21 protein-coding genes are annotated in these 24,450 nt (G+C 68.4%); 13 read left to right on the top strand and 8 right to left on the bottom strand.

The annotated features are described in order from the left end of the window. Positions 1 to 157 precede the first annotated feature (157 nt). The 7 genes from VFA06_RS05175 (at position 158) to VFA06_RS05145 (ending at position 7,461) form a co-directional block, all read left to right on the top strand. Entirely contained in the window at positions 158 to 1,048 is an 891-nt protein-coding gene (locus VFA06_RS05175) for a FadR/GntR family transcriptional regulator (RefSeq protein ID WP_324839239.1), read from the top strand. Positions 1,049 to 1,181: 133 nt separating this feature from the next. Then, positions 1,182 to 1,754: an orotate phosphoribosyltransferase gene (gene pyrE / locus VFA06_RS05170; protein ID WP_324839238.1), complete on the top strand. Its 573-nt coding sequence runs from the start codon at positions 1,182 to 1,184 to the stop codon at positions 1,752 to 1,754. A 143-nt stretch (positions 1,755 to 1,897) separates the two neighbouring features. Beyond that, the gene (locus VFA06_RS05165) at positions 1,898 to 2,653 is read left to right on the top strand and encodes a DedA family protein (protein WP_324839236.1); all 756 of its coding nucleotides are present in this window, start codon (positions 1,898 to 1,900) and stop codon (positions 2,651 to 2,653) included. A gap of 174 nt (positions 2,654 to 2,827) precedes the next feature. Further along, positions 2,828 to 3,850, top strand: coding sequence for a class II fructose-bisphosphate aldolase (gene fbaA / locus VFA06_RS05160; protein ID WP_324839235.1), 1,023 nt, complete (start codon positions 2,828 to 2,830; stop codon positions 3,848 to 3,850). Between the two features lie 150 nt (positions 3,851 to 4,000). Beyond that, entirely contained in the window at positions 4,001 to 5,284 is a 1,284-nt protein-coding gene (locus VFA06_RS05155; RefSeq protein WP_324839234.1) for an adenylosuccinate synthase, read from the top strand. A gap of 118 nt (positions 5,285 to 5,402) precedes the next feature. Continuing rightward, on the top strand, positions 5,403 to 6,827 hold the full coding sequence (locus VFA06_RS05150) for an aspartate aminotransferase family protein (RefSeq protein WP_324839233.1): 1,425 nt from the start codon (positions 5,403 to 5,405) through the stop codon (positions 6,825 to 6,827). 46 nt (positions 6,828 to 6,873) lie between these two features. Beyond that, complete coding sequence (locus VFA06_RS05145; protein ID WP_324839232.1) at positions 6,874 to 7,461, top strand: GNAT family protein; 588 nt, start codon at positions 6,874 to 6,876, stop codon at positions 7,459 to 7,461. A gap of 17 nt (positions 7,462 to 7,478) precedes the next feature. Here the strand turns inward: VFA06_RS05145 and VFA06_RS05140 are convergent, their stop codons facing one another. Continuing rightward, a complete protein-coding gene (locus tag VFA06_RS05140) occupies positions 7,479 to 8,303 on the bottom strand; it encodes an enoyl-CoA hydratase/isomerase family protein (RefSeq protein ID WP_349260058.1) in 825 nt (274 codons plus the stop codon). A gap of 86 nt (positions 8,304 to 8,389) precedes the next feature. Here VFA06_RS05140 and VFA06_RS05135 point away from each other — a divergent pair, with 86 nt between their 5' ends. Then, positions 8,390 to 9,793: an MFS transporter gene (locus tag VFA06_RS05135; RefSeq protein WP_324839229.1), complete on the top strand. Its 1,404-nt coding sequence runs from the start codon at positions 8,390 to 8,392 to the stop codon at positions 9,791 to 9,793. Here the strand turns inward: VFA06_RS05135 and VFA06_RS05130 are convergent. Continuing rightward, positions 9,744 to 11,132 (bottom strand): CCA tRNA nucleotidyltransferase, encoded by a 1,389-nt coding sequence (locus VFA06_RS05130; RefSeq protein WP_349260057.1) that lies wholly within the window; start codon positions 11,130 to 11,132, stop codon positions 9,744 to 9,746. The two genes, VFA06_RS05135 and VFA06_RS05130, sit on opposite strands and share 50 nt — an antisense overlap. A 158-nt stretch (positions 11,133 to 11,290) precedes the next feature. Between VFA06_RS05130 and VFA06_RS05125 the strand changes: the two genes are divergently transcribed. The 5 genes from VFA06_RS05125 to VFA06_RS05105 all read left to right on the top strand — a co-directional run bounded on the left by VFA06_RS05125 (position 11,291) and on the right by VFA06_RS05105 (position 18,799). Next, entirely contained in the window at positions 11,291 to 13,435 is a 2,145-nt protein-coding gene (locus tag VFA06_RS05125) for a DUF6049 family protein (protein ID WP_324839227.1), read from the top strand. A gap of 55 nt (positions 13,436 to 13,490) precedes the next feature. Next, positions 13,491 to 15,449: a murein biosynthesis integral membrane protein MurJ gene (gene murJ, locus VFA06_RS05120; RefSeq protein ID WP_324839226.1), complete on the top strand. Its 1,959-nt coding sequence runs from the start codon at positions 13,491 to 13,493 to the stop codon at positions 15,447 to 15,449. Between the two features lie 205 nt (positions 15,450 to 15,654). Beyond that, entirely contained in the window at positions 15,655 to 17,247 is a 1,593-nt protein-coding gene (locus VFA06_RS05115) for a protein kinase family protein (RefSeq protein ID WP_324839225.1), read from the top strand. Positions 17,248 to 17,294: 47 nt separating this feature from the next. Beyond that, positions 17,295 to 18,002, top strand: a complete 708-nt coding sequence (gene sigM, locus VFA06_RS05110; RefSeq protein ID WP_324839224.1) for an RNA polymerase sigma factor SigM — start codon at positions 17,295 to 17,297, stop codon at positions 18,000 to 18,002. Beyond that, on the top strand, positions 17,999 to 18,799 hold the full coding sequence (locus VFA06_RS05105; RefSeq protein ID WP_324839223.1) for a hypothetical protein: 801 nt from the start codon (positions 17,999 to 18,001) through the stop codon (positions 18,797 to 18,799). The genes sigM and VFA06_RS05105 overlap by 4 nt, the downstream gene beginning before the upstream one ends. Before the next feature lie 125 nt (positions 18,800 to 18,924). On the opposite strand, the gene trxA is transcribed toward VFA06_RS05105, so the two are convergent. From trxA to VFA06_RS05075, 6 genes are all read right to left on the bottom strand, one after another. Next, entirely contained in the window at positions 18,925 to 19,254 is a 330-nt protein-coding gene (gene trxA, locus VFA06_RS05100) for a thioredoxin (protein ID WP_324839222.1), read from the bottom strand. Positions 19,255 to 19,388: 134 nt separating this feature from the next. Continuing rightward, positions 19,389 to 20,363 carry a thioredoxin-disulfide reductase gene (gene trxB / locus VFA06_RS05095; protein ID WP_324839221.1) on the bottom strand — a complete coding sequence of 325 codons (975 nt, stop codon included), beginning with the start codon at positions 20,361 to 20,363 and terminating at the stop codon, positions 19,389 to 19,391. 208 nt (positions 20,364 to 20,571) lie between these two features. After that, positions 20,572 to 21,660, bottom strand: a complete 1,089-nt coding sequence (locus VFA06_RS05090) for a ParB/RepB/Spo0J family partition protein (RefSeq protein WP_324839220.1) — start codon at positions 21,658 to 21,660, stop codon at positions 20,572 to 20,574. Then, positions 21,657 to 22,694 carry a ParA family protein gene (locus VFA06_RS05085; protein WP_414639828.1) on the bottom strand — a complete coding sequence of 346 codons (1,038 nt, stop codon included), beginning with the start codon at positions 22,692 to 22,694 and terminating at the stop codon, positions 21,657 to 21,659. The genes VFA06_RS05090 and VFA06_RS05085 overlap by 4 nt, the downstream gene beginning before the upstream one ends. Positions 22,695 to 23,090: 396 nt before the next feature. Then, complete coding sequence (gene rsmG, locus VFA06_RS05080) at positions 23,091 to 23,777, bottom strand: 16S rRNA (guanine(527)-N(7))-methyltransferase RsmG (protein WP_324839218.1); 687 nt, start codon at positions 23,775 to 23,777, stop codon at positions 23,091 to 23,093. A 165-nt stretch (positions 23,778 to 23,942) separates the two neighbouring features. Continuing rightward, positions 23,943 to 24,440 (bottom strand): protein jag, encoded by a 498-nt coding sequence (locus tag VFA06_RS05075; RefSeq protein WP_349260055.1) that lies wholly within the window; start codon positions 24,438 to 24,440, stop codon positions 23,943 to 23,945. Positions 24,441 to 24,450 lie beyond the last annotated feature (10 nt).

The following is a 24,450-nucleotide window of genomic DNA, read 5'->3' as shown; positions in this document are numbered from 1 at the left end:
GAGGCGCCGTATGGGCGTCTTCTCCGGAGAGTGAGTCTTGTCATCGGATCGAGTGGTTGTCGGCTGAATCGGCGGCATCACCTCGACGCTGCTCCTACTGTGTGCATCACGTTCTGTGCGCGACCGGACGCGCACTGCAAGTCAGGAGCCGAAGCGTATGTACGTCGAAGGGTGGAACGTCCACCGGGTCGTCCGGCCCAGCCGCCTGGCCAACGCCGTGATCGAACGGCTCCTGCTGCGGATACTGGACGGCGAGTTCCAGCCCGGGGGCGACCTGCCGCCCGAGGCCGCGCTTGCCCAGGAGTTCGCGGTCAGCCGCACCATCCTGCGCGAAGCGCTCAAGGCGCTGGAGGAGAAGCGGGTCCTGCGGATCCGGCACGGCCGCGGCACCACCGTGCGGCCCAAGGCGGACTGGAACATCCTGGATCCGCTGGTGCTGTCGGTGCTGCTGGAGTACGGCGGCTCAGCCACGCTGGCCACCGAGCTCGACGAGGTGCGCACGGCGCTGCACCTGCTGATGGCCGACCTGGCCGCGCAGCGCATCGAGCCGGAGCAGCGCGACGCGCTCGACCTCGCGATCGGCCGGATGCGCGCCTGCCTGCCGAGCGACGTCTCCCCGGGCGATGTGCTCAGCTACCGCGAGGCCGCGCACCAGTTCGGGAAGATCCTCGCCGAGGCGTCGTGCAACGAGGTCGCGCGGTGTGTCGTCGAGACGATCGACGTTCCGGCGCCGGAAGCCGCGCTGGAGGACGAGCTGGCCGCGATGGCCAAGACTCAGGAGTTCGCCGAACGCCTTTACGCACGCATCGTGCGCGGGACGGACGCGGCCCGCGGTATCGAGAGCCCTGCGGTGCAGTACAGCGCGCCAGTCGCCGAGGATCTGACGCGACGTGAGATGGCAGCCGCCGAACCGAACGCTTCTAACGCGTCCGGTCTGCCCTTGCCGAACCAGTCGCCGCTACGCACGCAGCAGCTGCGTCGGCGGCCCGGTGTGGAACTGCGCCCGACGATGGTCGGCGCGGGAAGCGGTACCCGCTCGCTGCTATGAGCCGGCCGCCTTACCGCATTCCTTCCCTTCCCTCTCCTCACTCTCCTCCTGGTCGGGGCGTACCGCGGACTGATCCGCGTTCCGGCTGATCCGTATCCTTTGTGGGACGCCCCGACCGGAAGGACCATCCGCGATGCCGATCACCTACGCCCCGGCGAGCCAGCACCGCGCCGAACTCCTCGCGCAGATCAAGGCGAAGGCCGTGGTGCACGGCAAAGTCACGCTCAGCTCGGGTCAGGAGGCGGACTTCTACATCGATCTGCGCCGGGTCGGTCTCGACGGCGCGGCGGCCCCGCTGGTCGGGCTCGTCATGCTGGATCTGGTCCGCGATCTCGAGTTCGACGCGGTCGGCGGCCTGACCCTCGGCGCCGACCCGGTCGCCTCGGCGATGCTGCACGCGGCGGCCGCGCACCCGGAACTGGTGGGCGGCCGCAAGCTCGACGCCTTCGTCGTGCGTAAGACGGAGAAGGCGCACGGTCTGCAGCGGCGCATCGAGGGCCCGGACATCGCGGGACGGCGGGTGCTCATTGTGGAGGACACCTCCACCACGGGCAGTTCGCCGCTCACCGCAGTCGAGGCCGCGCGTGCCGCGGGTGCGGAGGTGGTCGCGGTCGCGGTGATCGTCGAGCGCGGCGCACAGCCGGCGATCGACAAGGCCGGTCTGCCTTACTACGCGGCTTTCAGCCTTACCGATCTCGGCCTGTAACTTTCCGCATCAAGCGGCCTTAGGCGCTACCGCATTCTCTCGGAGCCTCGGGCCGCGCGGCCCTGCGGTGCGAATGTCCCGAATCAGTCCCATCCTCACGCGACGTAAGGCGCCGGCTCACTTTCAACAGGTAGTCTTCCGCCGTGAGCTTCCACGCCCTCAGCATCCTCAACCCGGCATCTCTGATCAGCTCGTTCGGCCTGGTCGGCGTCTACGCCATCATCTTCGTCGAGTGCGCGCTGATCATCGGGTTCTTCCTGCCCGGCGACTCGCTGCTCTTCGTGGCCGGCGTGGCCGCGTCCAGCGCGGCGGACAAGCTCGTCGGCGCCCACCTGAACTACGCGGCCCTGCTGGTCGGAACGCCGATCGTCGCGATCGTCGGCTCGCAGATCGGTCACTACACCGGGGCGCGGTTCGGCCGCCGGCTCTTCGACAAGCCGGACTCGCGCTTCTTCAAGCGCAAGTACGCGGTGCGCGCCGAGTTCTACTTCAACAAGTACGGCGGCGCGAAGGCCGTGCTGGTGAGCCGGTTCATCGTCGGCGTGCGCACCTTCGTCAACCCGCTGGCCGGGATGCTGGAGATGCCCTCGCGGGCGTTCCTGCTGTGGAGCACCATCGGCAACATCTTCTGGGTGGAGCTGATGCTGGTGCTCGGCCACGAGCTCGGCGCGAAGGTCAAGGGCAACATCGACACCACCATCCTGCCGATCGCGGCCGTGGTCGCGGTGATCACGCTCATCCCGCTGGGCCTGGAGATGCTCAAGGAGCGCCGGGCCGCACAGCGCGGGGAGCTCACCGACCTGCAGCGCTTCGAGCAGGAGCAGGAGGAGATGTACTACGGCCGCTCGCCGCAGCAGCAGGCGCCGCTGCCCGTGGCCGGAGCGCGCCACCGCAAGTAACGGCTGATCCGCCGCCGCGCGCGGCCCCGCGCAGGGCCTTACGGCCCTGGCGCCGCGAACCCCGAAAAGCGACCGTGACGTGGGAGCCATCCCACATCACGGCCGCTTTTCCATTCCCTTGGGCGGGTCTGCGAGACTGGCCGGTGAGAGACAGGATCGTTTCGAGGAGTCCACATGCCCATCGCAAGCCCTGAGGTCTACGCGGAGATGATCGACCGGGCCAAGGCCGGCCGGTTCGCCTACCCCGCCATCAACGTGACCTCGTCGCAGACGCTCAACGCCGCGCTGCGCGGCTTCGCCGAGGCCGAGAGCGACGGCATCGTCCAGGTCTCCACCGGCGGCGCCGAGTTCCTCTCCGGCAGCACGGTCAAGGACATGGTGATCGGCGCCAGGGCGCTGGCCGAGTACGCGCATGTGGTCGCGGAGAAGTACGACATCAACATCGCGCTGCACACCGACCACTGCCCGAAGGACAAGCTGGACGGCTTCATGAAGCCGCTGGTCGCCATCTCGCAGGAGCGGGTCGCCAAGGGCCTTGAGCCGCTGTTCCAGTCGCACATGTGGGACGGCTCCGCGGTGCCGCTGGACGAGAACCTGCGGATCGCGGCGGAGCTGCTTGAGCAGACCGCGAAGGCGCGCACCATCCTGGAGATCGAGATCGGCGTGGTCGGCGGCGAAGAGGACGGCGTCGCCAACGAGATCAACGAGAAGCTGTACACCACCCCCGAGGACGTGCTGAAGACCGCCGAGGCGCTGGGCATCGGCGAGAACGGCCGCTACCTGCTGGCCGCCACCTTCGGCAACGTGCACGGCGTGTACAAGCCGGGCAACGTGAAGCTGCGCCCGTCGATCCTCAAGGAGATCCAGGACGCGGTCGGCGCCAAGTACAACAAGGACAAGCCGTTCGACCTGGTCTTCCACGGCGGCTCCGGCTCGCTGCTCTCGGAGATCCGCGAGGCGCTGGACTACGGCGTGGTGAAGATGAACGTGGACACCGACACCCAGTACGCGTTCACCCGGCCGATCGTGGACCACGTGTTCAAGAACTACGACGGCGTGCTGAAGATCGACGGCGAGGTCGGCAACAAGAAGGCCTACGACCCGCGCTCCTACGGCAAGTCGGCCGAGGCGGGCATGGCCCAGCGCGTGGTGACCGCGTGCCAGGACCTGCGCTCCGCGGGCACCAAGATCAAGTAACCCGGCGGTGCGAAGGACGCGGCCCGGATGGGTTCCGGGCCGCGTCCTTCGAGGTAGCCGGGAAAGTCCGGCTCAGGTAAGCTCTTGTTGCAAGAGGCCCGGTCGCGCTTGCACCGGGCTTTCACTATGTCCGGAAGAGGTGTAACCGGAATGCCAGCGCTTGTGCTCGTCGGCGCCCAATGGGGCGACGAAGGAAAGGGCAAGGCCACCGACCTGCTCGGCGGGTCCGTTGACTACGTCGTGCGCTACCAGGGCGGCAACAACGCGGGTCACACCGTCGTCATCGGCGACCAGTCCTACGCCCTGCACCTGCTGCCTTCCGGCATCCTGACCCCCGGCTGCGTTCCGGTGATCGGCAACGGGGTGGTGATCGACCCGGCGGTGCTGCTCCAGGAGCTCGACGGCCTCAGCGCCCGGGGCGTGGACACCTCCAACCTGGTCATCTCCGCCAACGCACACCTGATCACGCCGTACCACCGCACGATCGACAAGGTCTCCGAGCGGTTCCTGGGCAACAACCGGATCGGCACCACCGGCCGCGGCATCGGCCCGACGTACGCGGACAAGATCTCGCGCATGGGCATCCGGGTCCAGGACCTGTTCGACCCTGGCATCCTGGCCAAGAAGGTCGACGCCGCGCTGCGTGACCGCAACCAGATGTTGGTGAAGCTGTACAACCGGCGGGCGATCGCGGCCGAGGCCATCGTCGAGGAGTACCTCGGATACGCGGAACGGCTGCGCCCACACGTCGCGGACACTTCGCTGCTGCTCAACAAGGCGCTCGACGAGGGCAAGGTGGTGCTTTTGGAGGGATCTCAGGGCACGCTGCTCGACGTCGACCACGGCACGTATCCATTCGTTACGTCGTCGAACCCGACTACGGGCGGCGCGTGCTCCGGTTCAGGCATCGGGCCGACGAAGATCACCCGCTCGATCGGCATCCTCAAGGCGTACACCACGCGGGTCGGCGCTGGTCCGTTCCCGACCGAGCTGTTCGACGCGGACGGCGAAGCGCTGCGCTCAAAGGGTCACGAGCGCGGCGTGACGACCGGCCGGGACCGGCGCTGTGGCTGGTTCGACGCGGTGATCGCGCGGTACGCGACGCGGGTGAACGGCCTGACCGACTTCTTCCTCACCAAGCTGGACATCCTCACCGGCTGGGAGCGCATCCCGGTGTGCGTGGCGTATGACGTGGACGGCGTGCGGTACGACGAGCTGCCGATGACGCAGACCGACTTCCACCACGCCAAGCCGATCTACGAGTTCCTGCCCGGCTGGGACGAGGACATCACCAAGGCCCGGGACTTCTCTGACCTGCCGACGAACGCGCAAAGCTACGTGCGGACGCTGGAGCAGATGTCCGGAGCGCCGATCTCCGCGATCGGCGTCGGCCCGGAGCGGGACGCGACGATCCAGCTGCGCAGCTTCCTCTAGCCGGCCTGCTTCGCCGCGCGGTGGCGCCCGCGCGCTAGACAACCTGCCCGGATCGGGCCGTCCCGTCGTACAGAGTGGCGATGGAGCGGCCCGATCCGCGTTTCCTACGCTGGATGGCATGACCGATATCGCGCCCGCCGCGCCTTCCCTCCCCGCGCCCGACTCCGCCGTGCCGGATCTGACTGTGCCGGATCCAGGCGCGGGGAAGGCGGTGTTCGAGCGCGACCGGGCCCACGTCTTCCACTCCTGGTCCGCGCAGGACCAGATCGCCCCGCTGCCGATCGCCGGGGCCGCCGGCGCGCGGTTCTGGGACTACGAGGGCAACAGCTTTCTCGACTTCGCCAGCCAGCTGGTCTTCACCAACATCGGGCATCAGCACCCGAAGGTCGTCGCCGCGATCCAGGAGCAGGCGGCGCGGCTGTGCACGATCGCGCCGGGCTTCGGCAATGACAAGCGCGCCGAGGCCGCGGAACTGATCACGTCGTACGCACCGGAGGGCCTGAACCGGGTCTTCTTCACCAACGCCGGGGCTGACGCGATCGAGAATGCGGTACGCATGGCCCGCATTCACACCGGCCGGCCCAAAGTGCTGACGGCGTACCGCTCGTACCACGGCAACACCGCGACCGCGATCAGCTTGACCGGTGATCCTCGCCGCTGGGCCAACGAGAACGCTGGGCACCACGACGGCAACGTCGCGCATTTCTTCGGCCCGTACCTTTACCGCTCCTCCTTCTACGCGACCACGGAGGCGGAGGAGTCCGAGCGGGCGCTGGACCACCTTGAGCAGACGATCGTGTTCGAAGGCCCCGGTACCGTGGCCGCGATCCTGCTTGAGACCGTGGTCGGCACCAACGGCATCCTCATTCCGCCGCCGGGCTACCTGGCCGGCGTGCGCGCGCTGTGCGACAAGTACGGCATCGTCTACATCGCCGACGAGGTCATGGCGGGCTTCGGCCGGACCGGGGCCTGGTTCGCGGTGGACCACTGGAACGTGGCCCCGGACCTGATCACCTTCGCGAAGGGTGTCAACTCCGGGTATGTGCCGCTCGGCGGCGTGATCATCTCAGACGCGATTCACGACACGTTCCGCAACCAGGTCTTCCCCGGTGGCTTGACCTACTCCGGGCACCCGTTGGCCTGCGCGGCCGCGGTCGCGACGATCGAGGCGATGCGCGACGAGCGGATCGTGGAGAACGCGGCGTGGCTCGGCGAGAACGTGTTCGGCCCGACGTTGCGCGAGTTCGCCGAGCGGCATCCGTCGGTCGGCGAGGCCCGCGGCATCGGCGCGTTCTGGGCGCTGGACCTGGTGAAGAACAAGGAGACGCGTGAACCATTGGTGCCGTACGGCGCCGGAGGCGCTGCGGCCGCGCCGATGAACGCGGTCCTCGCCGAGTGCAAGAAGCACGGTACCTGGCCGTTCACCCACTTCAACCGGTTGCAGCTCACCCCGCCGCTGAACCTGACCGAGGCTGAGGCGCGCGAGGGCCTGGCCGCGATCGACAAGGCGCTCAATGTCGCCGACTCGTACACCGAGCAGTAGTTCGGTCATTCGGTCACACCTCGGCTGCCGACGCTAGGCTGCGTAAGTGATCGATGGTGTTCATAAGCTGATCGACGGTGTCGTGATGCGTCCGGCGGAAGTCGCCGATGCTGACGCGTTGGCGCGTGCCTATGTGCGCAACAGGGAGCATCTCGCGCCGTGGGAGCCCGTGCGCAGTGAGGAGTTCTTCACCGCGCGCGGGCAGGCGGCTCTGCTCGATCTGGAAGCGCGCAACCGCGGGGCTGGCCAGATGATGCGCTGGCTGCTGGCCGAGCCGACCGGAGAGATCATCGGCAGCGTGGCCCTGAGCGGAATCGTCTTCGGGCCGTTCCGCAGCGCCAACCTCGGATACTGGGTCGATAGCGAGGCGGGCGGCCGAGGGTTGGCCACCGCCGCGGTGCGGACCGTCTGCGGTCTGACCGACAGCGAGCTCAACCTGCACCGGATCCAGGCCGGCACGCTTCTGGACAACGTCAGGTCGCAGCGGGTGCTGGTTAAATGCGGGTTCGAATCCTTCGGGGTGGCGCCACGCTACCTACACATCGCGGGCCGGTGGCAGGACATACGGCTCTTTCAACGCCTTCTGAACGACCGCGAGCCGGGAGAGCCCGCGGCTGTGGCGTCGTCCGACTGACACAACAGGTCCGCTCCCTACGAGGGCCACTGCGGCTTGCGTCTCTCGGCGAAGGCACGGATGCCTTCGACTCGGTCGGCGGAAAAGGCAGTGGCTCGCCACGCTGAGTCTTCGACATCGAGCCCTGCGGTAAGCGGTAATTCGATGCCCGTGCGCAGTGCGTGCTTGGCGTTACGCACGCCTACCGGCGAGTTGGCGGCGATTTGTGCAGCCAGCTCTAGGGCAGCGTCGCGAGCGGTGTGCCGTCCAGGCACGCGTCGGTTCACGATGCCAAGCGCGCTCGCCTCGTCAGCGCTAATCCGCCGTCCGGTGTAGATCAGATCTGCTGCGCGGGTGAGGCCGCTGCGCCGCGAGAGCAGCTGTGTACCGCCGCCGCCCGGAACCAGTCCAACGGTGACCTCAGGCAGCCCGAACTGCGCACCGTCGTCTGCCACGATCAAGTCACAGCCAAGCGCCAGCTCGAAGCCGCCGCCGAGTGCGAATCCGCTGACGGCCGCGATCGCGGGCACTGGTAGATCGATGATCGAGCCGAAGGCGCGGCGGAACACCGGGCGCTGAGCGAGCAGGTCGGCGTCCGTGAACTCGTTGCGCTCCTTGAGATCCGCGCCCACGCAGAACGCCCGATCACCGGCAGCGCTGAGCACGACTGCGCGAACGTTCGGATCGGATGCGAGCGCGGAGACCTTGTCGCCCAGTTCGGCGGCCAGCGCGGTACTGATCGCGTTCAGTGCGTCGGGACGGTCGAGGACGACCTCGGCGACCTGGCCGTGGCGCCGCACCGCGATATGTGCGGGAGCGGCGTCCTGCGGCGCAGCATTGTCCGAGGGAGCAGGGTTGTTCAGGGACACAGTGCGAGCGTATCTGGGCTGACTTTCACGTACACCCGCAGGCCGATGCGGGCCCTCAGAATTGCATCTAGGCTGATCAGGTGGCCCTGACAGCGCCGTCCGGATCCGGCGGCGAATCCAGTTCCGGCGCACGCGCCGACGTTCTGATGCGCGCGCTGCGAACCGTGCTGACCGGGCCGCATCTGCGCGCATTCCGGCTGCTGTTCGCCACGCGGATCGTCGGGCAGCTTTCCGACGGCGCCTTCCAGGTCGCCCTGGCCTCCTACGTGATCTTCTCGCCGGAGAAACAGGCCACGGCGGCGCAGGTCGCCCAAGCGTTCGCGGTGCTGTTGCTGCCGTTCACCATCGTCGGTCCGTTCGCGGGGGTGTTCCTGGACCGCTGGCCGCGCCGGCAGGTGCTGGTCTGGGCGAACCTGCTGCGCGCGGCGCTGGTCGTCCTGGTCGCGGTGCTGGTAGATCTGCGCGTGCCCAACGTGGTGTTCTACATCGGCGCGCTCGGCGTGCTCTCCGCGAACCGGTTCATCCTGGCCGGGCTCTCCGCCTCGCTGCCGCACACCGTCCCGGCCAACAAACTGGTCATCGCCAACTCGGTACTGCCCACCGCCGGGACGCTCGCCGCGACGGCCGGCGGCGCCGTGAGCCTGATCGTGCACGCCCTTCTGGGCACCGGTAACAACGCCACCATCGGCGAGCTGGTCTGCGTCGCGGGGCTGTACACGGTCGCGGCGATGTTCGCGCTGGGCATCGGCCGGGCGAAACTCGGTCCGCTGGAGCTGCCGCAGGAAAGCACCTGGGCCGCGGTGCGCGCGGTGGCCCGCGGGGTGCTGGAAGGCGCGCGGCATCTCGCGGCGCGGCCGATCGCGGGGCGGGCACTGGCCGCGGTGACCGTATCCAGGTTCTGCTATGGCGTGGTCACCATCATCACGCTGCTGCTCTACCGCAACGCCTTCAACGACCCGAACCAGCCGAGCAAGGGTCTGGCCGGATTTGCGCTCGCGGTGGGGCTCTCCGGGGCCGGATTTGGACTCAGCGCCCTGATCACCCCGCTGGTCAGCCGCCGGATCCCATTGCCCGCGTGGATCACCCTGTGCCTGCTGGGCGCCTCCGTCACCGAGCTCTGCTTCGGCCTTCCGTTCCGCCCCGTCCCGCTGCTGATCGGTGCTTTCCTGCTCGGCGTGGCATCGCAGGGTCAGAAGATCTGCACCGACACCCTCGTGCAGCGCTCGGTCGACGACGAGTTCCGCGGACGCGTGTTCGTGTTCTACGACATGGTCTTCAACGGTGCCTTCGTGCTCGCCGCCGCCTTCGCCGCGGCCGCGCTACCGGCAAACGGCAAGTCGTACCTCGTCGTCATCATCGTCGCAGCCTGCTATGCCGTCATCGGGCTCTGGTACGGCGTGCGGACTCTGCGTAATCCGGTCAGCGTGCCGCCGTCTAATTCTGATGCTCCGGCTGAGTCGCCCACCACTCCCGCAGTGCGCTGACAGCGGCCTCATGCTCCAGCGGGCCCTGATCCAGCCGCAGCTCCAGCAGGAACTTGTACGCCCGGCCGACCACCGGCCCCGGCGAGACACCCAGAAGTTCCATGATCTGGTTGCCATCCAGGTCGGGCCGGATCGCGTCCAGCTCTTCCTGCTCCTTGAGCCGCTCGATCCGAGCCTCGAGCGCGTCGTAGGTCGCGGCGAGCGCCGCGGCCTTTCGGCGATTGCGGGTCGTGCAGTCGGAGCGGGTCAGCTTGTGCAGCCTGGTCAGCAGTGGGCCTGCGTCCCGCACGTAGCGGCGCACCGCCGAGTCGGTCCACTCGCCGTCGCCGTAGCCGTGGAAGCGAAGGTGCAACTCCACCAGGCGCGCGACGTCGTCGACGATCTCGTTTGAGTACTTCAGCTCGCGCAGCCGCTTCTTGGTCATCTTCGCGCCGACCAGCTCATGGTGGTGGAACGAGACCCCGCCGCCGGGCTCGAAGCGGCGCGTGCGCGGCTTGCCGATGTCGTGGAGCAGCGCGGCGAGACGCAGCACCAGGTCTGGTCCGTCATCCTCCAGCGCGATGGCCTGATCGAGGACGGTCAGCGTGTGCTCGTAGACGTCCTTGTGCCGGTGATGCTCGTCGATCTCCAGGCGCAGCCTCGGCAATTCGGGCAGCACGTACTCGGCGAGGCCAGTGTCTGTGAGCAGACCGAGGCCGATCCGCGGGTGTGGCGAGAGCAGCAGCTTGGTCAGTTCATCCCGGACGCGTTCCGCCGACACGATCTTCAGCCGGTCTGCCATCTCCCGCATCGCGGCGACGACTTCAGCTGCGACGTCGAAGTTGAGCTGCGCGGCGAAACGCGCGGCGCGCAGCATACGCAGCGGGTCGTCTGAAAAAGACTCTTCCGGCGTGGCAGGCGTACGCAGCGTCCGCTTGGCCAGGTCGCGAAGACCACCGTGCGGATCCACGAACTCGCGCTGCGGTAGCCGCAACGCCATCGCGTTAACGGTGAAGTCGCGACGCACCAGGTCATCCTCAAGCGTCTCGCCGTAGGACACCGCGGGCTTGCGCGACGTACGGTCGTACGCCTCGCTGCGGTACGTCGTGATCTCCAGCTTGTATCCGTCCTTCTGGCAGCCGATCGTGCCGAAGGCGATGCCCACGTCCCAGACCGCCTCGGCCCAACCCTTGACCAGCTTGAGCACCTGCTGTGGCCGCGCGTCGGTGGTGAAGTCGAGATCCTCTCCGAGCCGGCCCAGCAGGCCGTCCCGCACCGAGCCGCCGACCAGCGCGAGTTCGTGACCGGCCGCAGCGAAGCGGGCGGCCAGGTCATCCGCGACCGGGGCGAGCCTCAACAGCTGCGCGGCCGCCGCGGTGGCGCGGGCCGAGGCATCCGCGTCCGGGCGATCGGGCGGTGCGGCATCCGAAGGAGAGGTAGACACGTCATCCAAGGGTACGTGCTCCGCACGGGCGACCCGTCCGTGCGGCACTCCGCTGCACAACTAGGATTCCGCCCGTGAGTTCGCTCCGCGCCATGCGGCGCCACACCTGCGGCCTGCTCGCATTGGTCGCGGTTCTGGCCGCCCAGGTCTTGATGCTCGCCGCTCCCGCGCCGTCGTACGCGGCGAGCGGGAGTGCGAACGCGATCACGGTCGAACTCTCCTCGCTCAGTCCGGCCATAGCGGTCAAGGGCAGCACGCTGCACCTGGCCGGGAACCTCGTCGGAGGCTCCACAGCGCACACGAACGTAACCGTGTGGTTGGCGGTCGCCGAGATGCAGGTGCGTTCCGACATGACGAGCAACGCCGGCGTCGGCTCGCGCCTCATCTTCGGGCATGACTACACGGCCGGTACGGTCGCCTCCGGCGCGACGGTTCCGTGGTCACTCTCCATGCCGGTTTCCGCGCTCTCCTTGACCAGCCAGACGGTCTACGCGCTCGACGTCGAGGCGTACTCCGGTGACGTACGTATCGGCGCGACGCGCACCTACCTGCCTTACGCCATGAACGGCGATTCAAGCTTCCATGCGACGCAGATGGTCGTGGTCTGGCCGGTTACCGCAGCACCGACTCTCGACGGCCAAGTCGACAAGGACGTGCCCGAGGCCGTCAGCGACAGTCTCGCCACGCAGTTCGCTGCGGGCGGGCGGCTCGACAAGGCGCTGAGCGTTCCGGCGTCTATCAAGAACCTCACTGTTTCCTGGGCTGTCGATCCGGATCTGCTGACCACGGCCGATCGTGAGAGCCACGGGTACTCGCTCTACCCGGACAGCGATGCCGGAGTCGGCGCGCAGGACGCGTCGATCTGGCTGGCCGAGGCCAAGAGCGTGCTGAGCAGCGGCGGCGAGCTGTGGCAACTGCCGGCCACCGATCCCGATCTCGGCTCACTCGGTCGCGCGAACCCGACCGTGGCGGCGCAGCTCGTCCAAAGCGCGACGACCCGCTCCGGCAGCACGATTCAGGACCTGCTCGGGCGCGCGCCTCAGGGCACGCTGGCCTGGCCCGCCGACGGTCAGGCCGATTCCGGGACGCTCAACCTCGCCAAGGCTGCTGATCCGGACGCGGTGATCGTGCGTGCCGATTCGATCGGTCTGCACACCGCGCTCGACAGCTACACGCCCACGGGGCGTGCGCAGATTGGCGGCCAGGCGCTGGCGGTCAGCGATACGGCTCTCGACGCAATCTTCGCCGGGGACACGGCCGATACGGTGTGGAAGGGCTCGAACCAGTCCCTGCTGGCCTCCCAGCGCTTCCTGGCCGAGAGCGCGCTGATCGCACACGAGCGCCCGAATCTGTCCACGCCGCGCACGATCATGGTCACCGCCCCGCGCGGCGGCACCCCGGATCCGGCGCTGCTCACCGCGGTCAGCCAGGCGAGCTGGATCAAGACCGTGGGACTTTCCACGCTGCTCAACGCCAAGCCAGACCCGCACGCGCAGACCTCCGCGCCCAAGCGTGCCGCGGCGACGGCGCAGTCAGATCTGAGCACCACTCAGCTCTCCACCACCTCTTCGCTGAACGCTTCACTCGGCGCGCTCACGTCGATCATGGTCGGGCCGCAGCCGCAGCAGGCCACGGACAGCTACTACCCGGCGGTGCTGCGCACGGTCTCCACAGCCTGGCGTTCCTCCTCGGCGCAGCAGACCGAGTTCAGTAGCGCGGTGGCGAACCGGCTGGACACCACGATGGGCCTGGTGACGCTGGTTAAAAAGTCAGACCTGACGTTGTCCGGCAAGAGCGGAATCATTCCTTTCACGGTCGAGAACCGCTTCGACCATCCGGTCCGCGTCGGCATCCGGATCACCACCGATCACGGCGGGCTGACCGTGCAGTCCATCACGGTGCAGACCGTGCAGCAGGGCACTACCCCCATTAACGTGCACGTCAGCTCCAAGGTGTCGGGCACGCGCGTGACCGTTACCGCACAGCTGGTCACTCCCGACGGCGCCGACTACGGAGATCCACAGTCGCTTCAGGTGACGGTGTCGTCCATCGGCTCCGTGACATTGATCATTTTCGCGTTGTCAGCCGCGCTCCTGGTCATCGCTGTAGGGTTGCGTATCTACCGGGGCAGACGGACTCGTACCGCGCACACCGAGTCCGACTCGTCCGGCGCGTCCACGGACAACGGCGCCTTAGCCGATGCGGAACGGGAACAATGATTAATTGAACGCGGGGGCAGCCCGCGCGCGATGAAGGGTACCGAGGACCGGAGCCATGGCACGCTGGGCAGAAGACGATCGACCGCGCGCCGCCGCCCGGACGCAGCCACCACGGCAAGACCTGTGGTACCCGGCCATACCCGAAGACGAAGCTCCCGAGGAACGCGCGGCCCGCCGCGCCGCGTACGCCGAGGCGGTCGACGCCACCCGGTTCAACCTGCCGGTCTTCGGCACTTCCTTCCTCGACCCGGCGGCGATCCAGCAGCTGATCCCGCCGCGCCGCGGCCAAGTGCAGGGCCCGGCCACCCGGCCCGACGAGCTCGGCCCGTTCGACCCGTGGACCCCGGCGCCGGCCACCGGCACGATCGACGCGGTCCGCGAAGGGCAGGCGGCGCCGACCACCAGCGTGTCGCGGGCCAGCCGGATCATGGCGCTGGGCACCATCGTCTCCCGCGCCACTGGCATGATCCGCCAGCTGTTGCTGGTCGCCGCGCTCGGCACGGCCGCACTCGGCACCGGCTACAACATCGCCAACAACGTGCCGAACACGATCTACCTGCTGGTGATCGGCGGTGCGGTCAACTCCATCTTCGTGCCGCAACTGGTGCGCGCGATGAAGGACGACGCCGACGGCGGCCAGGCGTTCATGGACCGGCTGCTGACCCTGACCATCATCATCATGGCCGCACTCACCCTGGTGTGCGTGCTGTTCGCGCCCGAGATCGTCTCGCTGTTCAACCCGAACGCGACGATGGCCAACCGCGAGATCACGATCGTCTTCGCGCGCTACATGCTGCCGCAGATCTTCTTCTACGGCATGTTCGTGATGTTCGGGCAGATCTTGAACGCCAAGGACAAGTTCGGCCCGATGATGTGGACGCCGGTGCTGGCCAACGTCATCCAGATCGCCACCTTCGGCGCCTACCTCTGGATCGCCGGCTACGTGCAGAGCACCGCGAACATCACGCAGAACGAGCTGGCGCTGCTCGGCCTCGGCTCCACGATCAGCATCGCGCTGCAAACGGTGGCGCTGATCCCTTATCTGCGCCAGGTCGGCATCAGCTTCCGGCCCCGGTTCGACTGGCGCGGCGTCGGCCTGGGCAAGTCGATGACGCTGGCCAAGTGGACCATGGGCATGGTGCTGGTCGGGCAGATCAGCACGACGGTCATCACCCGGCTCAGCAGCTCAATGGACACGAGCGGTGCCCATCAGACCGAGGGGGTCGGCTACACCGCCTACTCGAACGCGCTGACCATCTGGATTCTGCCGCAGGCCATCATCACCGTGTCCATCATCACGGCCCTGCTGCCCCGGATGAGCCGGGCCGCGCAGTCGGGGGACCGGGGCGCGGTACGCGACTCCATCTCCTACGGCCTGCGCGTGAGTGCGGTCGCGATCGTGCCCTGCGCGTTCCTGTTCCTCGCCTTCGGCCAGCAGATCTCCGCGCTGCTCTTCGAGCACGGTGCGACGAACGCGACGATGGCCCGCAACCTCGGCTACATGCTGATGGCGTTCGGTCTCGGCCTGATCCCGTTCTCGGCGCAGTACCTGATGATGCGTGGGTTCTACGCATACGAGGACACCAAGACACCGTTCGTGGTTACCGCCTGGATCTCGTTCTTCAACGGGGGCCTGGCTTACGTCTCCTACGAGCTGCTGCACACCACGAAGTGGGCGGTCGCGGGCATGTGCGTGGGCTACGTCATCGCCTACACCATCGGCATGGTGATGACCGGTGCCAAGCTCAGCCGCAAGTTGCGCGGCCTGGACACGACGCGGATCGTGCGCACGCACGCCAAGCTCGGCGCGGCCTCGGCGCTGGGGGCGCTGATCGGCGGCCCGATCGGTTTCGAGATCACGCAGGCGCTGCACGGCGGCCTGACCGGGGCCGGGGCCGGGATCGTGGTCGGCGGCGGCCTGTTCGGCCTGCTCTTCCTGGCGGCCTCGCGCAAGATGCGCATCGAGGAGGTAGACATGCTGCTCGGAACGGTGCGGTCCCGCTTCGGCCGCTGAACCGCCGGATAGCGGTAAACCGAACCGAAAAGCGCTCACGAAGCGTCGTTGTTGCAGTGCGGACCGCACGAAGACGTGTCGTTCTTTCAGGGCGGCGCGCCCCGCGCTTCGGTTCGACGGGTGAGAACCGGGCACTAGCATGAGAGCGAGCGCGCTTTCGCGCGCGGGAGCCCCACGACGCCAACGATGCACAAGAGGGAGGGCCGTGGCTTCCCTGGCCGAAAAGCCCGCCGGAGACAGCGAGAACTCCGACCGCGCCCGCTTCGACCAACGGGTCCACGTCGGCGCGAGGCTGGCCGGCCGGTATCGGCTGGAACGGGAGCTGCGCCGGTTCTCCGGTGGGGAAGGGCCCGGGCCGCAGGCTTGGGTCGGCTTCGACGAGCTGCTCAACCGCGAAGTGGGCGTCGACCTGATCGACTCTGGCCACCCGCGCGCCCGGGCGATGGAGGCGGCCGCGCGTAACGCGGCGACCGTCCCCGACGTACGGTTCGTCCAAGTACTCGACGTGGCGGACGAGAACGGCCTGGTCTACGTCGTTACCGAGTGGGTTTCCGATGCCTCGGCGCTGACCCAGCGGCTCGCTCGCGGGCCGCTCTCCGTCGCGCTCGCGACCCGGATCGCGCGGGAACTGGCCGTGGCGATGGCGGAGGCGCACGCCTGTGAGATGCGACACGGAGCGCTCGACCCTGACAAGGTACTGCTGACCACCACGAACCAGGTCAAAATTCTCGGCCTGTGCCTGGAAACCGCGATGTCCGGCGCCGAGATGGCCACGCCGGCCGAGGACGTCCGGGCGGTCGGCGCGATCTGGTACGCCGCGCTGACCGGCCGCTGGCCGGGCGAGGAGCCGGCGTTCGGGCTACCCGCGGCGCCGCGCGCCCACGGCAAGCCGTTCACCCCGGCCCAGATCCGCGCTGCCATCCCGAAGGCGGTGGACCAGCTCGTAGAGCAGGCCCTCGAAGCCGCAGACGCCGACGTGCCGGTCATCGACAGCGCGAAAACCCTGACGTCGAGCATCGCGGCCCTGCCCAAGCTGCGCGACGAGTCGGAAACCACCGACGTCATCCCCCGGCCGATCCCCCGCCGCGCTCCGGTCTACCCGGTCGCGGCGCCGACCGCGGTGCAGCAACTCGGGAATCAAGGCGGCGGCCGCTCAGCGGGCCGGGTGCCGCGCGGTGTGCTCGCGGTGATCCTCGGCGTCGTCGTGGTCATCGGCGCGGTCGCGGCCTTCCAGCTCGGCGGCCACAACGGCGGCTCGTCGATGCCCCCGTCGAACAGCCCGCAAGCCCGCTCGGCTTCGTCCGCCCCGGCCACCACGCAGCAGCTGGCGATCACGGGCGCGTCGATATGGGACTCCGACAAGGGCCAAGACGACATCGAGCGGCTGCAACAGTCGTACAACGGCTCTTCGGAAGGCTGGATCACCACCACCTACAAGGACGGGCCCGACATAACGTCCTATCGGAGGGGCACCGGCATCATCTTCGACCTCGGCTCGGCGAAGAACGTCAGCAAGGTGACGTTCACCGTGGGCGTCCCGGGGGCGACCACCGAGGTGTGGACCGCCGATGCCGGACTCACCTCGCTGCCGTCGGTACAGAACGCGGCTCCGCCCGGGTTCGCCAAGCAGGCCACCAAGGCAGATGTGGGCGGCGGCGAGGTCGATGTGACGTTCTCGACCGCGGTCAAGACCCGGTACGTGATGATCTGGTTCACCGTCCTGCCCCATCAGGACGCCGGGCAGTACAACATCGCGGGCTACCGTGACAGCCTGGCGAACGTCAAAATCTTCTCGTAGCGCTTCGGCCCCGCGAAGCGCGCACGAACGGTGCGGGGGAGGAGCGGATGCGCGCACGTCGTGGCGAGGAGCAGCGCGCGCGTGATGACGCCGCCGACCGCGCCCTCATGGCCCGGCACGTCGATGGCGATCCCGAGGCATTCAGCGAGCTGTTCAATCGGCATCGGGACCGGCTGTGGGCCGTCGCGCTGCGTACGACCGGCGATCCGGAAGAGGCCGCGGATGCTCTCCAAGACGCGGCTGTCTCTGCGTTCCGCGCGGCGGCGAGCTTCCGCTCGGAAGCCGCGGTCGGGACGTGGCTGTACCGGATCGTGGTGAACGCCTGCGTAGACCGAGTGCGCCGGCAAGCCGCCCGGCCTACGGTCCGCTATCCCGACGAGCAGTCGGCGGCGTGGCAGCGTGCGGTTCGCGATCCGTCGGACATGGCCGAGAACCGCGAGCTGCGCATCGTTCTGGAGGACGCTCTTGCCACCCTGCCGCTCGACCAGCGCGCGGCCGTCGTCGCCGTGGACATCGAGGGGCTGTCGGTGGACGAGGCGGCGCAAGCGCTCGGTGTTCCCACGGGCACGGTCAAGAGCCGGTGTGCGCGGGGCCGGGCGAAGCTCGCGGTCTTGCTCGCGGATCTGCGGAACCGACCGGCCGTGGCGTCCGTCCAAGAGCAGACACCCGGCCGAAGCAGGGACGGCGGCAAACAGCACGACGGCGGCTCGGGAGTTGGCGACAGCCCGGAGCCGATGGAACGAGGTGTGCGGTGACAACGGCACACGAGCCCCGTAGAGGCCCGGACGTCCATCTTTCGACTGAGGACCTGTCCGCGTTGGCGGAAGGCGAGCAGCCGACCGCTGAGGGCGCGTCAGAACACCTTCTCGACTGCGCCGCCTGCCGTGCCGAGGTCGACGCGATCGCGCAACTGCTCGCCGCGTTCGAGACCTTGGAGGCTCCGCAGCTGCCGCAGGAGGTGGCGATCCGGATCGACGCGGCCCTCGCTCGCGAAGCGGCCGCCCGGGCCAGTTCGCCGAGTGCTGATGGTGCGATCGCATCCGCGAGCCAGGGCAGCGCATCGAGCGGGCGTCGGCGGTGGTGGCTGTCGCGTCGCGTCGGCGTGGGGTTGGCCTCACTCGCGGCATTGGCCGGCGGCCTGGCGCTGGCGGTCAACCTCATCTCCTCGAACGCGTCGAGCAACGGCGCGGCTTCCAGCAGCGGTTCCGCAGCACTCAGGCCTGATGCGGCCAGCAGCGGTCCTCGGCGGGCCCAAGGCTTGGTGGAGTCCCCCAACACGGTCGCTCCGACCGCTCCCCTGGCCGTCTGGGTGAAGCAGACGCTGGGCACTACGAGGCCGGATCTCGAGATCAACTCGCCGTGTTTGGCGAATCCGGCATTCAGCGGCGACCAAGCGCTGCGCGTGGTGACCGGAACCTTCGAGGGCGTGCCGGCAACGCTCGTCATCTACCCGAACGGTGGTGACGCCACGACGGTCAGGGCAGTCGTCTACTCGCAGTCGTGTGCCGCGTCGAACTACGAGGTTCTCGCGCAGGGGATCGTCGCGAAGTAGGCAGCGACTCAGCGCTCGCATCCGAGCGGAGATTCGAGTTAAGGCAAAAGCGCTAGTGGCCACCCGGAGTCGGGTGGCCACTAGCGCTTCGCGTTTGTCGTCTAGTGCTGCTACTGCGGTTCCGCTCAGGCGGAGACGAACTCCTGGAGGTCGTTGAGCAGAGCGCGCTTCGGCTTGGCGCCGACGATGGTCTTGGCGACCTCGCCCTTGACGTAGACGTTGAGCATCGGGATGTTCAGCACCCCGTACTTCGCGGCGATCTGCGGGTTCTCGTCGATGTTCACCTTGACGATCTCCAGCGAGTCGCCGTGCTCGGCGGCGATCTGGTCCAGGATCGGCGCGATCATCCGGCACGGAGCGCACCACGGCGCCCAGAAGTCCACCAGGACCGGCTTGTCGCTGTCGAGCACGTCCTGCTGGAAGGACGCGTCGGTTACCTGCTTGAGGTCTGACATGTTTCCTCGTCTCCCGGTGTCTCTTTGGTGCTGCCTTCGCCCGTCCGAAACGCCGCCTCGGACGGTTCTGCTTCCGATCGACGTAGCCGTCGATCCGTGTGCTGCCAACTCGGCTCGTGGCGCTCGTGTGCGGATCAGACCGCGGGCGCGCCGTCCTTCAACGCTGCCAGGTACCGCTCGGCGTCGAGCGCGGCCGCGCAGCCGGTGCCGGCGGCGGTGATTGCCTGACGGTATACGTGGTCGACCACGTCGCCGCTTGCGAACACCCCCGGCAGGTTCGTCCTGGTGCTCGGGGCGTCCACCTTGATGTAGCCCTCTGCGTCGATGTCGATCTGGCCGCGGAACAGGTCGCTGCGCGGTTCGTGGCCGATCGCGATGAACAGACCGGTGGCGGCCAGGGTGCGCTCCTCCCCTGTCACCGTGTCACGCAGCCGCACGGCGCTGACCCGGTCCTCGCCCTCGATGCCGACGACCTCGCTGTTCCAGGCGAAGGAGATCTTCGGATTGGCGAAGGCCCGGTTCTGCATGATCTTGCTGGCGCGCAGCTGGTCGCGGCGGTGCACCACGGTCACCGAGCGGGCGAACCGGGTCAGGAAGGTGGCCTCCTCGATCGCGGTGTCGCCGCCGCCGACCACGACGATGTCCTGCTCGCGGAAGAAGAAGCCGTCACAGGTGGCGCACCAAGAGACGCCGTGGCCGGACAGCCGCTTCTCGTCGGGCAGTCCGAGCTCGCGGTAGCCGGATCCGGTGGCGATGATGACGGTCTGCGCGAGGTGGGCCTCGCCCGCGCCGTCCACGACGCGCTTCAGCTCGCCGGTCAGCTCGACCTCGGTGACGTCATCCGCGACCAGTTCGGCGCCGAAGCGCTCGGCCTGCTTGCGGAGATTGTCCATCAGGTCCGGGCCCATGACGCCGTCGGGGAAGCCGGGGAAGTTCTCTACGTCCGTGGTGTTCATCAGCGCGCCGCCCGCGGTGACCGAGCCCTCGAACACGAGCGGCTTGAGTCCGGCCCGCGCGGTGTAGATAGCCGCTGTGTACCCGGCCGGGCCCGAACCGATGATGATGACTTCACGAACCTCGCTGGTTCGCTCTTCCGAGTTCTGCGGCACGGCTCGCTGACCTTCCCTCTTGGTGTGGCTGCATGGAGACGAACGGATACCGGGGGCCGGCTATTCCGCCGGTCCGCCCGGCCTCCCGACAGGGCGAGAGTAGTGGCCCGGCACAGCGATGGCCCCCCTGTTCCACGTGAAACATAGGGGACCATCGGGTGCGTAGTAAGGCCGAGTGCGAAGCAAGGCTTCGCCACACAGAGCGCTGTTAAGCCTCGACTGCGTTAGCGCCACCGGATCGCGCACGCACGCGCTCTCCGGGCACGAGCGTGGAGATGATGCGCTCCAGGTCCTCGATCGAGGCGAACTCGACCACGATCTTCCCGCGGCGGGCGCCGAGGTCCACCCGTACCCGGGTCTCCAGCCGATCGGACAGGCGCCCGGCGAGTTCGGAGAGCTCGGGGGAGACGCGGCTTCCGGCGCGCACCTTGCGCGGTGCGCGGGCGCGATCGCTTTCCGGATCCCCCACCGCCACGATCTCTTCGACCGTGCGCACCGATAGGCCCTCGGCGATGATGCGCTCGGCCAGGTGCTGCTGTTCCTCGGCGGTGTCCAGACCGAGCAGCGCCCGCGCGTGACCGGCGCTCAGCAGACCGCTTGCGACGCGCAGCTGCACCTTGGGCGGCAGCTTGAGCAGACGCAGCGTGTTCGACACCTGCGGACGGGAGCGGCCGATCCGGTCGGCCAACTCCTCGTGCGTGCAGGAGAAGTCCTTGAGCAGTTGGTCGTAGGCGGCCGCCTCTTCCAGCGGGTTGAGCTGTGACCGGTGCAGGTTCTCCAGGAGCGCGTCGAGGAGCATCCGCTCGTCTTCGGTCTCCCGGACAATCGCCGGGATGCGCTCGAGTCCCGCCTGCTGGGCGGCGCGCCACCGGCGCTCGCCCATGATGAGCTCGTACTTGCCGCTGCCGCTCGGCCCCTCCGGGCGCACCACGATCGGCTGGAGCAGACCCACCTCGCGGATCGAGTGGATCAGCTCTTCCATCGCGGTCTCGTCGAAGAAGTCGCGAGGCTGCTTGGCGTTCGGCACGATCGCGTCGATGGGCAGTTCGGCGAAGTGCGCTCCGGGTACCTCGTCGGCCACGATGGACGCGGCTACGAAGACCGGTTCGGTGGACTCCGGCTCCGGTGCCTCCTCCGCCTCGGGCCGGTAGATCTCGCCGAGCGGCAGTCGCCGTTGCGGCACGGACGGCGCGGCCGCCGGAGCGGTCAGCGCCGAGGTCCCCTCGGCTCCTTCCGCAGGCATCGTCGGGATCAGTGCCCCGAGTCCGCGGCCGAGTCCCCGTCGCCGGTCGTTCATCGCTTCACCTCAGCGTCGATCCCAACTTGCGTGCTGCCGTGCGTGCTGCCCTCATCCAACTGCACCGGGATGCGGGAAACCTTCTCCCGCGCCGCCCACCGCTCGGCGATTTCCCGGGCCGCCTCCCGATACGCGAGCGCACCGGTCGAGGCGGGGTCGTAGGTCATCACCGTCTGCATGTAGCTCGGCGCCTCGGAGATACGCACCGAGCGCGGCACCGAGGTGCGCAGGACCTGGTCCGGGAAGTGGGTGCGAACCTCGTCGGCGACCTGTGAGGCCAGCCGCGTGCGCGCGTCGTACATCGTCAGCAGGATCGTCGAGACGTGCAGGTTGGGGTTCAGGTGGGCGCGCACCAACTCGATGTTGCGCAGCAGCTGGCCAAGCCCCTCCAGCGCGTAGTACTCGCACTGGATCGGGATGAGCACCTCGTTGCCGGCCACCATCGCGTTGACCGTCAGCAGGCCGAGCGAGGGCGGGCAGTCGATGAGGATGTAGTCCATCGAGCTGTGGTAGACCGACAGCGCGCGCTGGAGCCGGCTCTCCCGCGCCACCATCGAGACCAGTTCGATCTCCGCGCCGGCCAGGTCGATGGTCGCCGGGGCGCAGAAGAGCCCCTGGATGTCGGCGACCGGCTGGACGATCTCCTCCATCGAGTACCGCTCGATCAGCACGTCATAGATCGAGGGGATCTCGGAATGGTGGTCGACGTTGAGCGCCGTCGAGGCGTTGCCCTGCGGGTCGAGATCGACGACCAGCACCTTCGCGCCGCCCTGAGCGAGCGCGGCGGCGATGTTGACGGTCGTGGTGGTCTTGCCCACCCCGCCCTTCTGGTTGGCCACCACGAAGGTGCGGGTCTGTCTTGGCCGCGGCATTTCCTGGTTGCTGCGCGAAAGCGCGGCCAGCGCCGCCTCGGCCTCACGGGCGATCGGGGTGTCTTCGGATCGGCCGCGGCCACCGTGCAGCAGATCGGTGTCCACCTCGGGATGCACCTCAATCTCGCGTGCGCTCGCTGCCGGCGGCTGGTCGTAGGGCATCGGCCAACTCTCTTCCTCCGTCGCCGAGACGACGGCTTGTTCGGCATCCGCGGCCCGCGGGTCGAGCTGCCAGGACCAGCTGAAGCCGTCCGGCGGCGCCGGCAGGTCCCGTGACTCGTCGAGCCGCCATCCGCGCGGAAGCGGCTCCCCGGTCGAATCCGCGCGTCCAATATCCGAGGGCGATTCACCGCGGTCGGGATCGTCCTGCGAAAAATCACTGTACTGACCGTGCGCGACCATCATGTCCCCTCGCCGCCTCGGTCGGAGAAACTACAGAGTCAGTCGCGGCGCATTTCCCCGGCAACTCACTCGTAGGGGTTACGTTTCACGTGAAACCCTCGCTGCATAAGCAGAGCGGTCTCCGTGAGACGTGCGCGCAGAGAGGCGGTGTCACATTTAACCACGGGTACCGCGGCGAGAGCGCTGTACCGGGCTCCGGAATCCGCTAGGGCCCAGATCGATGCGGATCACGCGTGTCGCGGCATCGCCGAGCACCGCTCCCACTTCCACCACGCCCCACGCCCGGGCGCCGAGCCCGGAAAGCGTGGGCGCTACCGCCGCGAGTTCCTCCGCAGCGGCCTCGCCCTTCAAGGCGAGCATTCGCCCGTGAGGACGAAGCAGCGGCAGGCACCAGCCGACCAGACGTTCCATGGGCGCCACCGCTCTCGCGGTCACCACGTCGGCGCCCATCCGCCGAGCCCAGTCCTCGGCGCGGCCGCGAAGCACCTCCGCGTTGTCGAGCTCAAGCGCGTCGAGGCACTCCTCGAGAAAGACGGTGCGACGCAGCAGCGGCTCCAGCAGCGTCACCCGCAAATCGGGCCGGATGGCCGCGAGCACCAAGCCTGGCAGTCCCGCCCCGGAGCCGACGTCGACGACATGCGCGTCCTGCGGCACCAGCTCCGCGACGGCGGCGCAGTTCATCAAATGCCGCTCCCAGAGCCGGTCCACCTCTCGTGGACCGATCAGTCCACGCTCGACGCCCGGCCCGGCCAGCAGCTCGCCGTACCGCTGGACGACCGGCAGTGCCGGGCCGAACAGATCGACGGCCGCCTGCGGCGGGGCGGGCAGCTTCGCATCGAGCATCGGGCATTCCCTCAGTTTCACGTGGAACGGCAGCCATCATCATGTCAAGGATCGGTCCTGCTCCGTACCGCCCACCTCGGGCCGGGTAACGCAAACCGGCCCCGCCTCCTGAGAGGCGGGGCCGGCCACTACCGGTTCCGGACCGGACGTCCGGTCACAGGGTGTTCAGACCGGGAGGACCACGACCCGGCGGTTGGGCTCCTCGCCCTCCGACTCGCTGCGCAAACCCGCGGCGGCGACGGCGTCGTGCACCATCTTGCGCTCGAACGGACTCATCGGCGCCAGCTTCACCGGTTCCCCGGTCTCTTTGACCTTGCGGGCGGTCTCGGCGCCGAGCCGCTCCAGCGCCGCGCGGCGCGCCGCCCGGTGCCCGCCGACATCCAGCATCAGCCGGGTACGCTCACCGGTCTCCCTGGTCACCGCGAGCCGGGTCAGCTCCTGCAGCGCCTCGAGCACCTCACCGCTCGACCCGATCAGCTGGTCGAGGCCGGTGCCGACGATGGAGACCGAGGCGCGGTCGCCCTCGACGTCCATGTCGATGTCCCCGTCGAGGTCCGCGATGTCGAGCAGCCCCTCGAGGTAGTCGGCCGCGATCTCGCCTTCCTCCTCAAGCCGGGTCAGCTCATCCTCGTCGGGCTCTTCCGAGGTCGTCTGCGCCGACACCGACTGCGCC

The organism is Actinocrinis sp. (genome assembly GCF_035653575.1).
Lineage (GTDB): Bacteria > Actinomycetota > Actinomycetes > Streptomycetales > Catenulisporaceae > Actinocrinis.
The sequence above is the reverse complement of the archived record's forward strand: the minus strand, read 5'-3'. Positions and strand labels throughout refer to the sequence as shown.

Bases quoted from the DNA above. Each gene is read 5' to 3' on its own strand.
- VFA06_RS05150 (WP_324839233.1), top strand. From the start codon at position 5,403: ATGACCGATATCGCGCCCGCCGCGCCTTCCCTCCCCGCGCCCGACTCC.
- fbaA (WP_324839235.1), top strand. From the start codon at position 2,828: ATGCCCATCGCAAGCCCTGAGGTCTACGCGGAGATGATCGACCGGGCC.
- VFA06_RS05090 (WP_324839220.1), bottom strand. From the start codon at position 21,660: ATGAACGACCGGCGACGGGGACTCGGCCGCGGACTCGGGGCACTGATC.
- sigM (WP_324839224.1), top strand. From the start codon at position 17,295: ATGCGCGCACGTCGTGGCGAGGAGCAGCGCGCGCGTGATGACGCCGCC.
- VFA06_RS05085 (WP_414639828.1), bottom strand. From the start codon at position 22,694: ATGCCCTACGACCAGCCGCCGGCAGCGAGCGCACGCGAGATTGAGGTG.
- murJ (WP_324839226.1), top strand. From the start codon at position 13,491: ATGGCACGCTGGGCAGAAGACGATCGACCGCGCGCCGCCGCCCGGACG.
- trxA (WP_324839222.1), bottom strand. From the start codon at position 19,254: ATGTCAGACCTCAAGCAGGTAACCGACGCGTCCTTCCAGCAGGACGTG.
- rsmG (WP_324839218.1), bottom strand. From the start codon at position 23,777: ATGCTCGATGCGAAGCTGCCCGCCCCGCCGCAGGCGGCCGTCGATCTG.
- pyrE (WP_324839238.1), top strand. From the start codon at position 1,182: ATGCCGATCACCTACGCCCCGGCGAGCCAGCACCGCGCCGAACTCCTC.
- VFA06_RS05155 (WP_324839234.1), top strand. From the start codon at position 4,001: ATGCCAGCGCTTGTGCTCGTCGGCGCCCAATGGGGCGACGAAGGAAAG.
- VFA06_RS05175 (WP_324839239.1), top strand. From the start codon at position 158: ATGTACGTCGAAGGGTGGAACGTCCACCGGGTCGTCCGGCCCAGCCGC.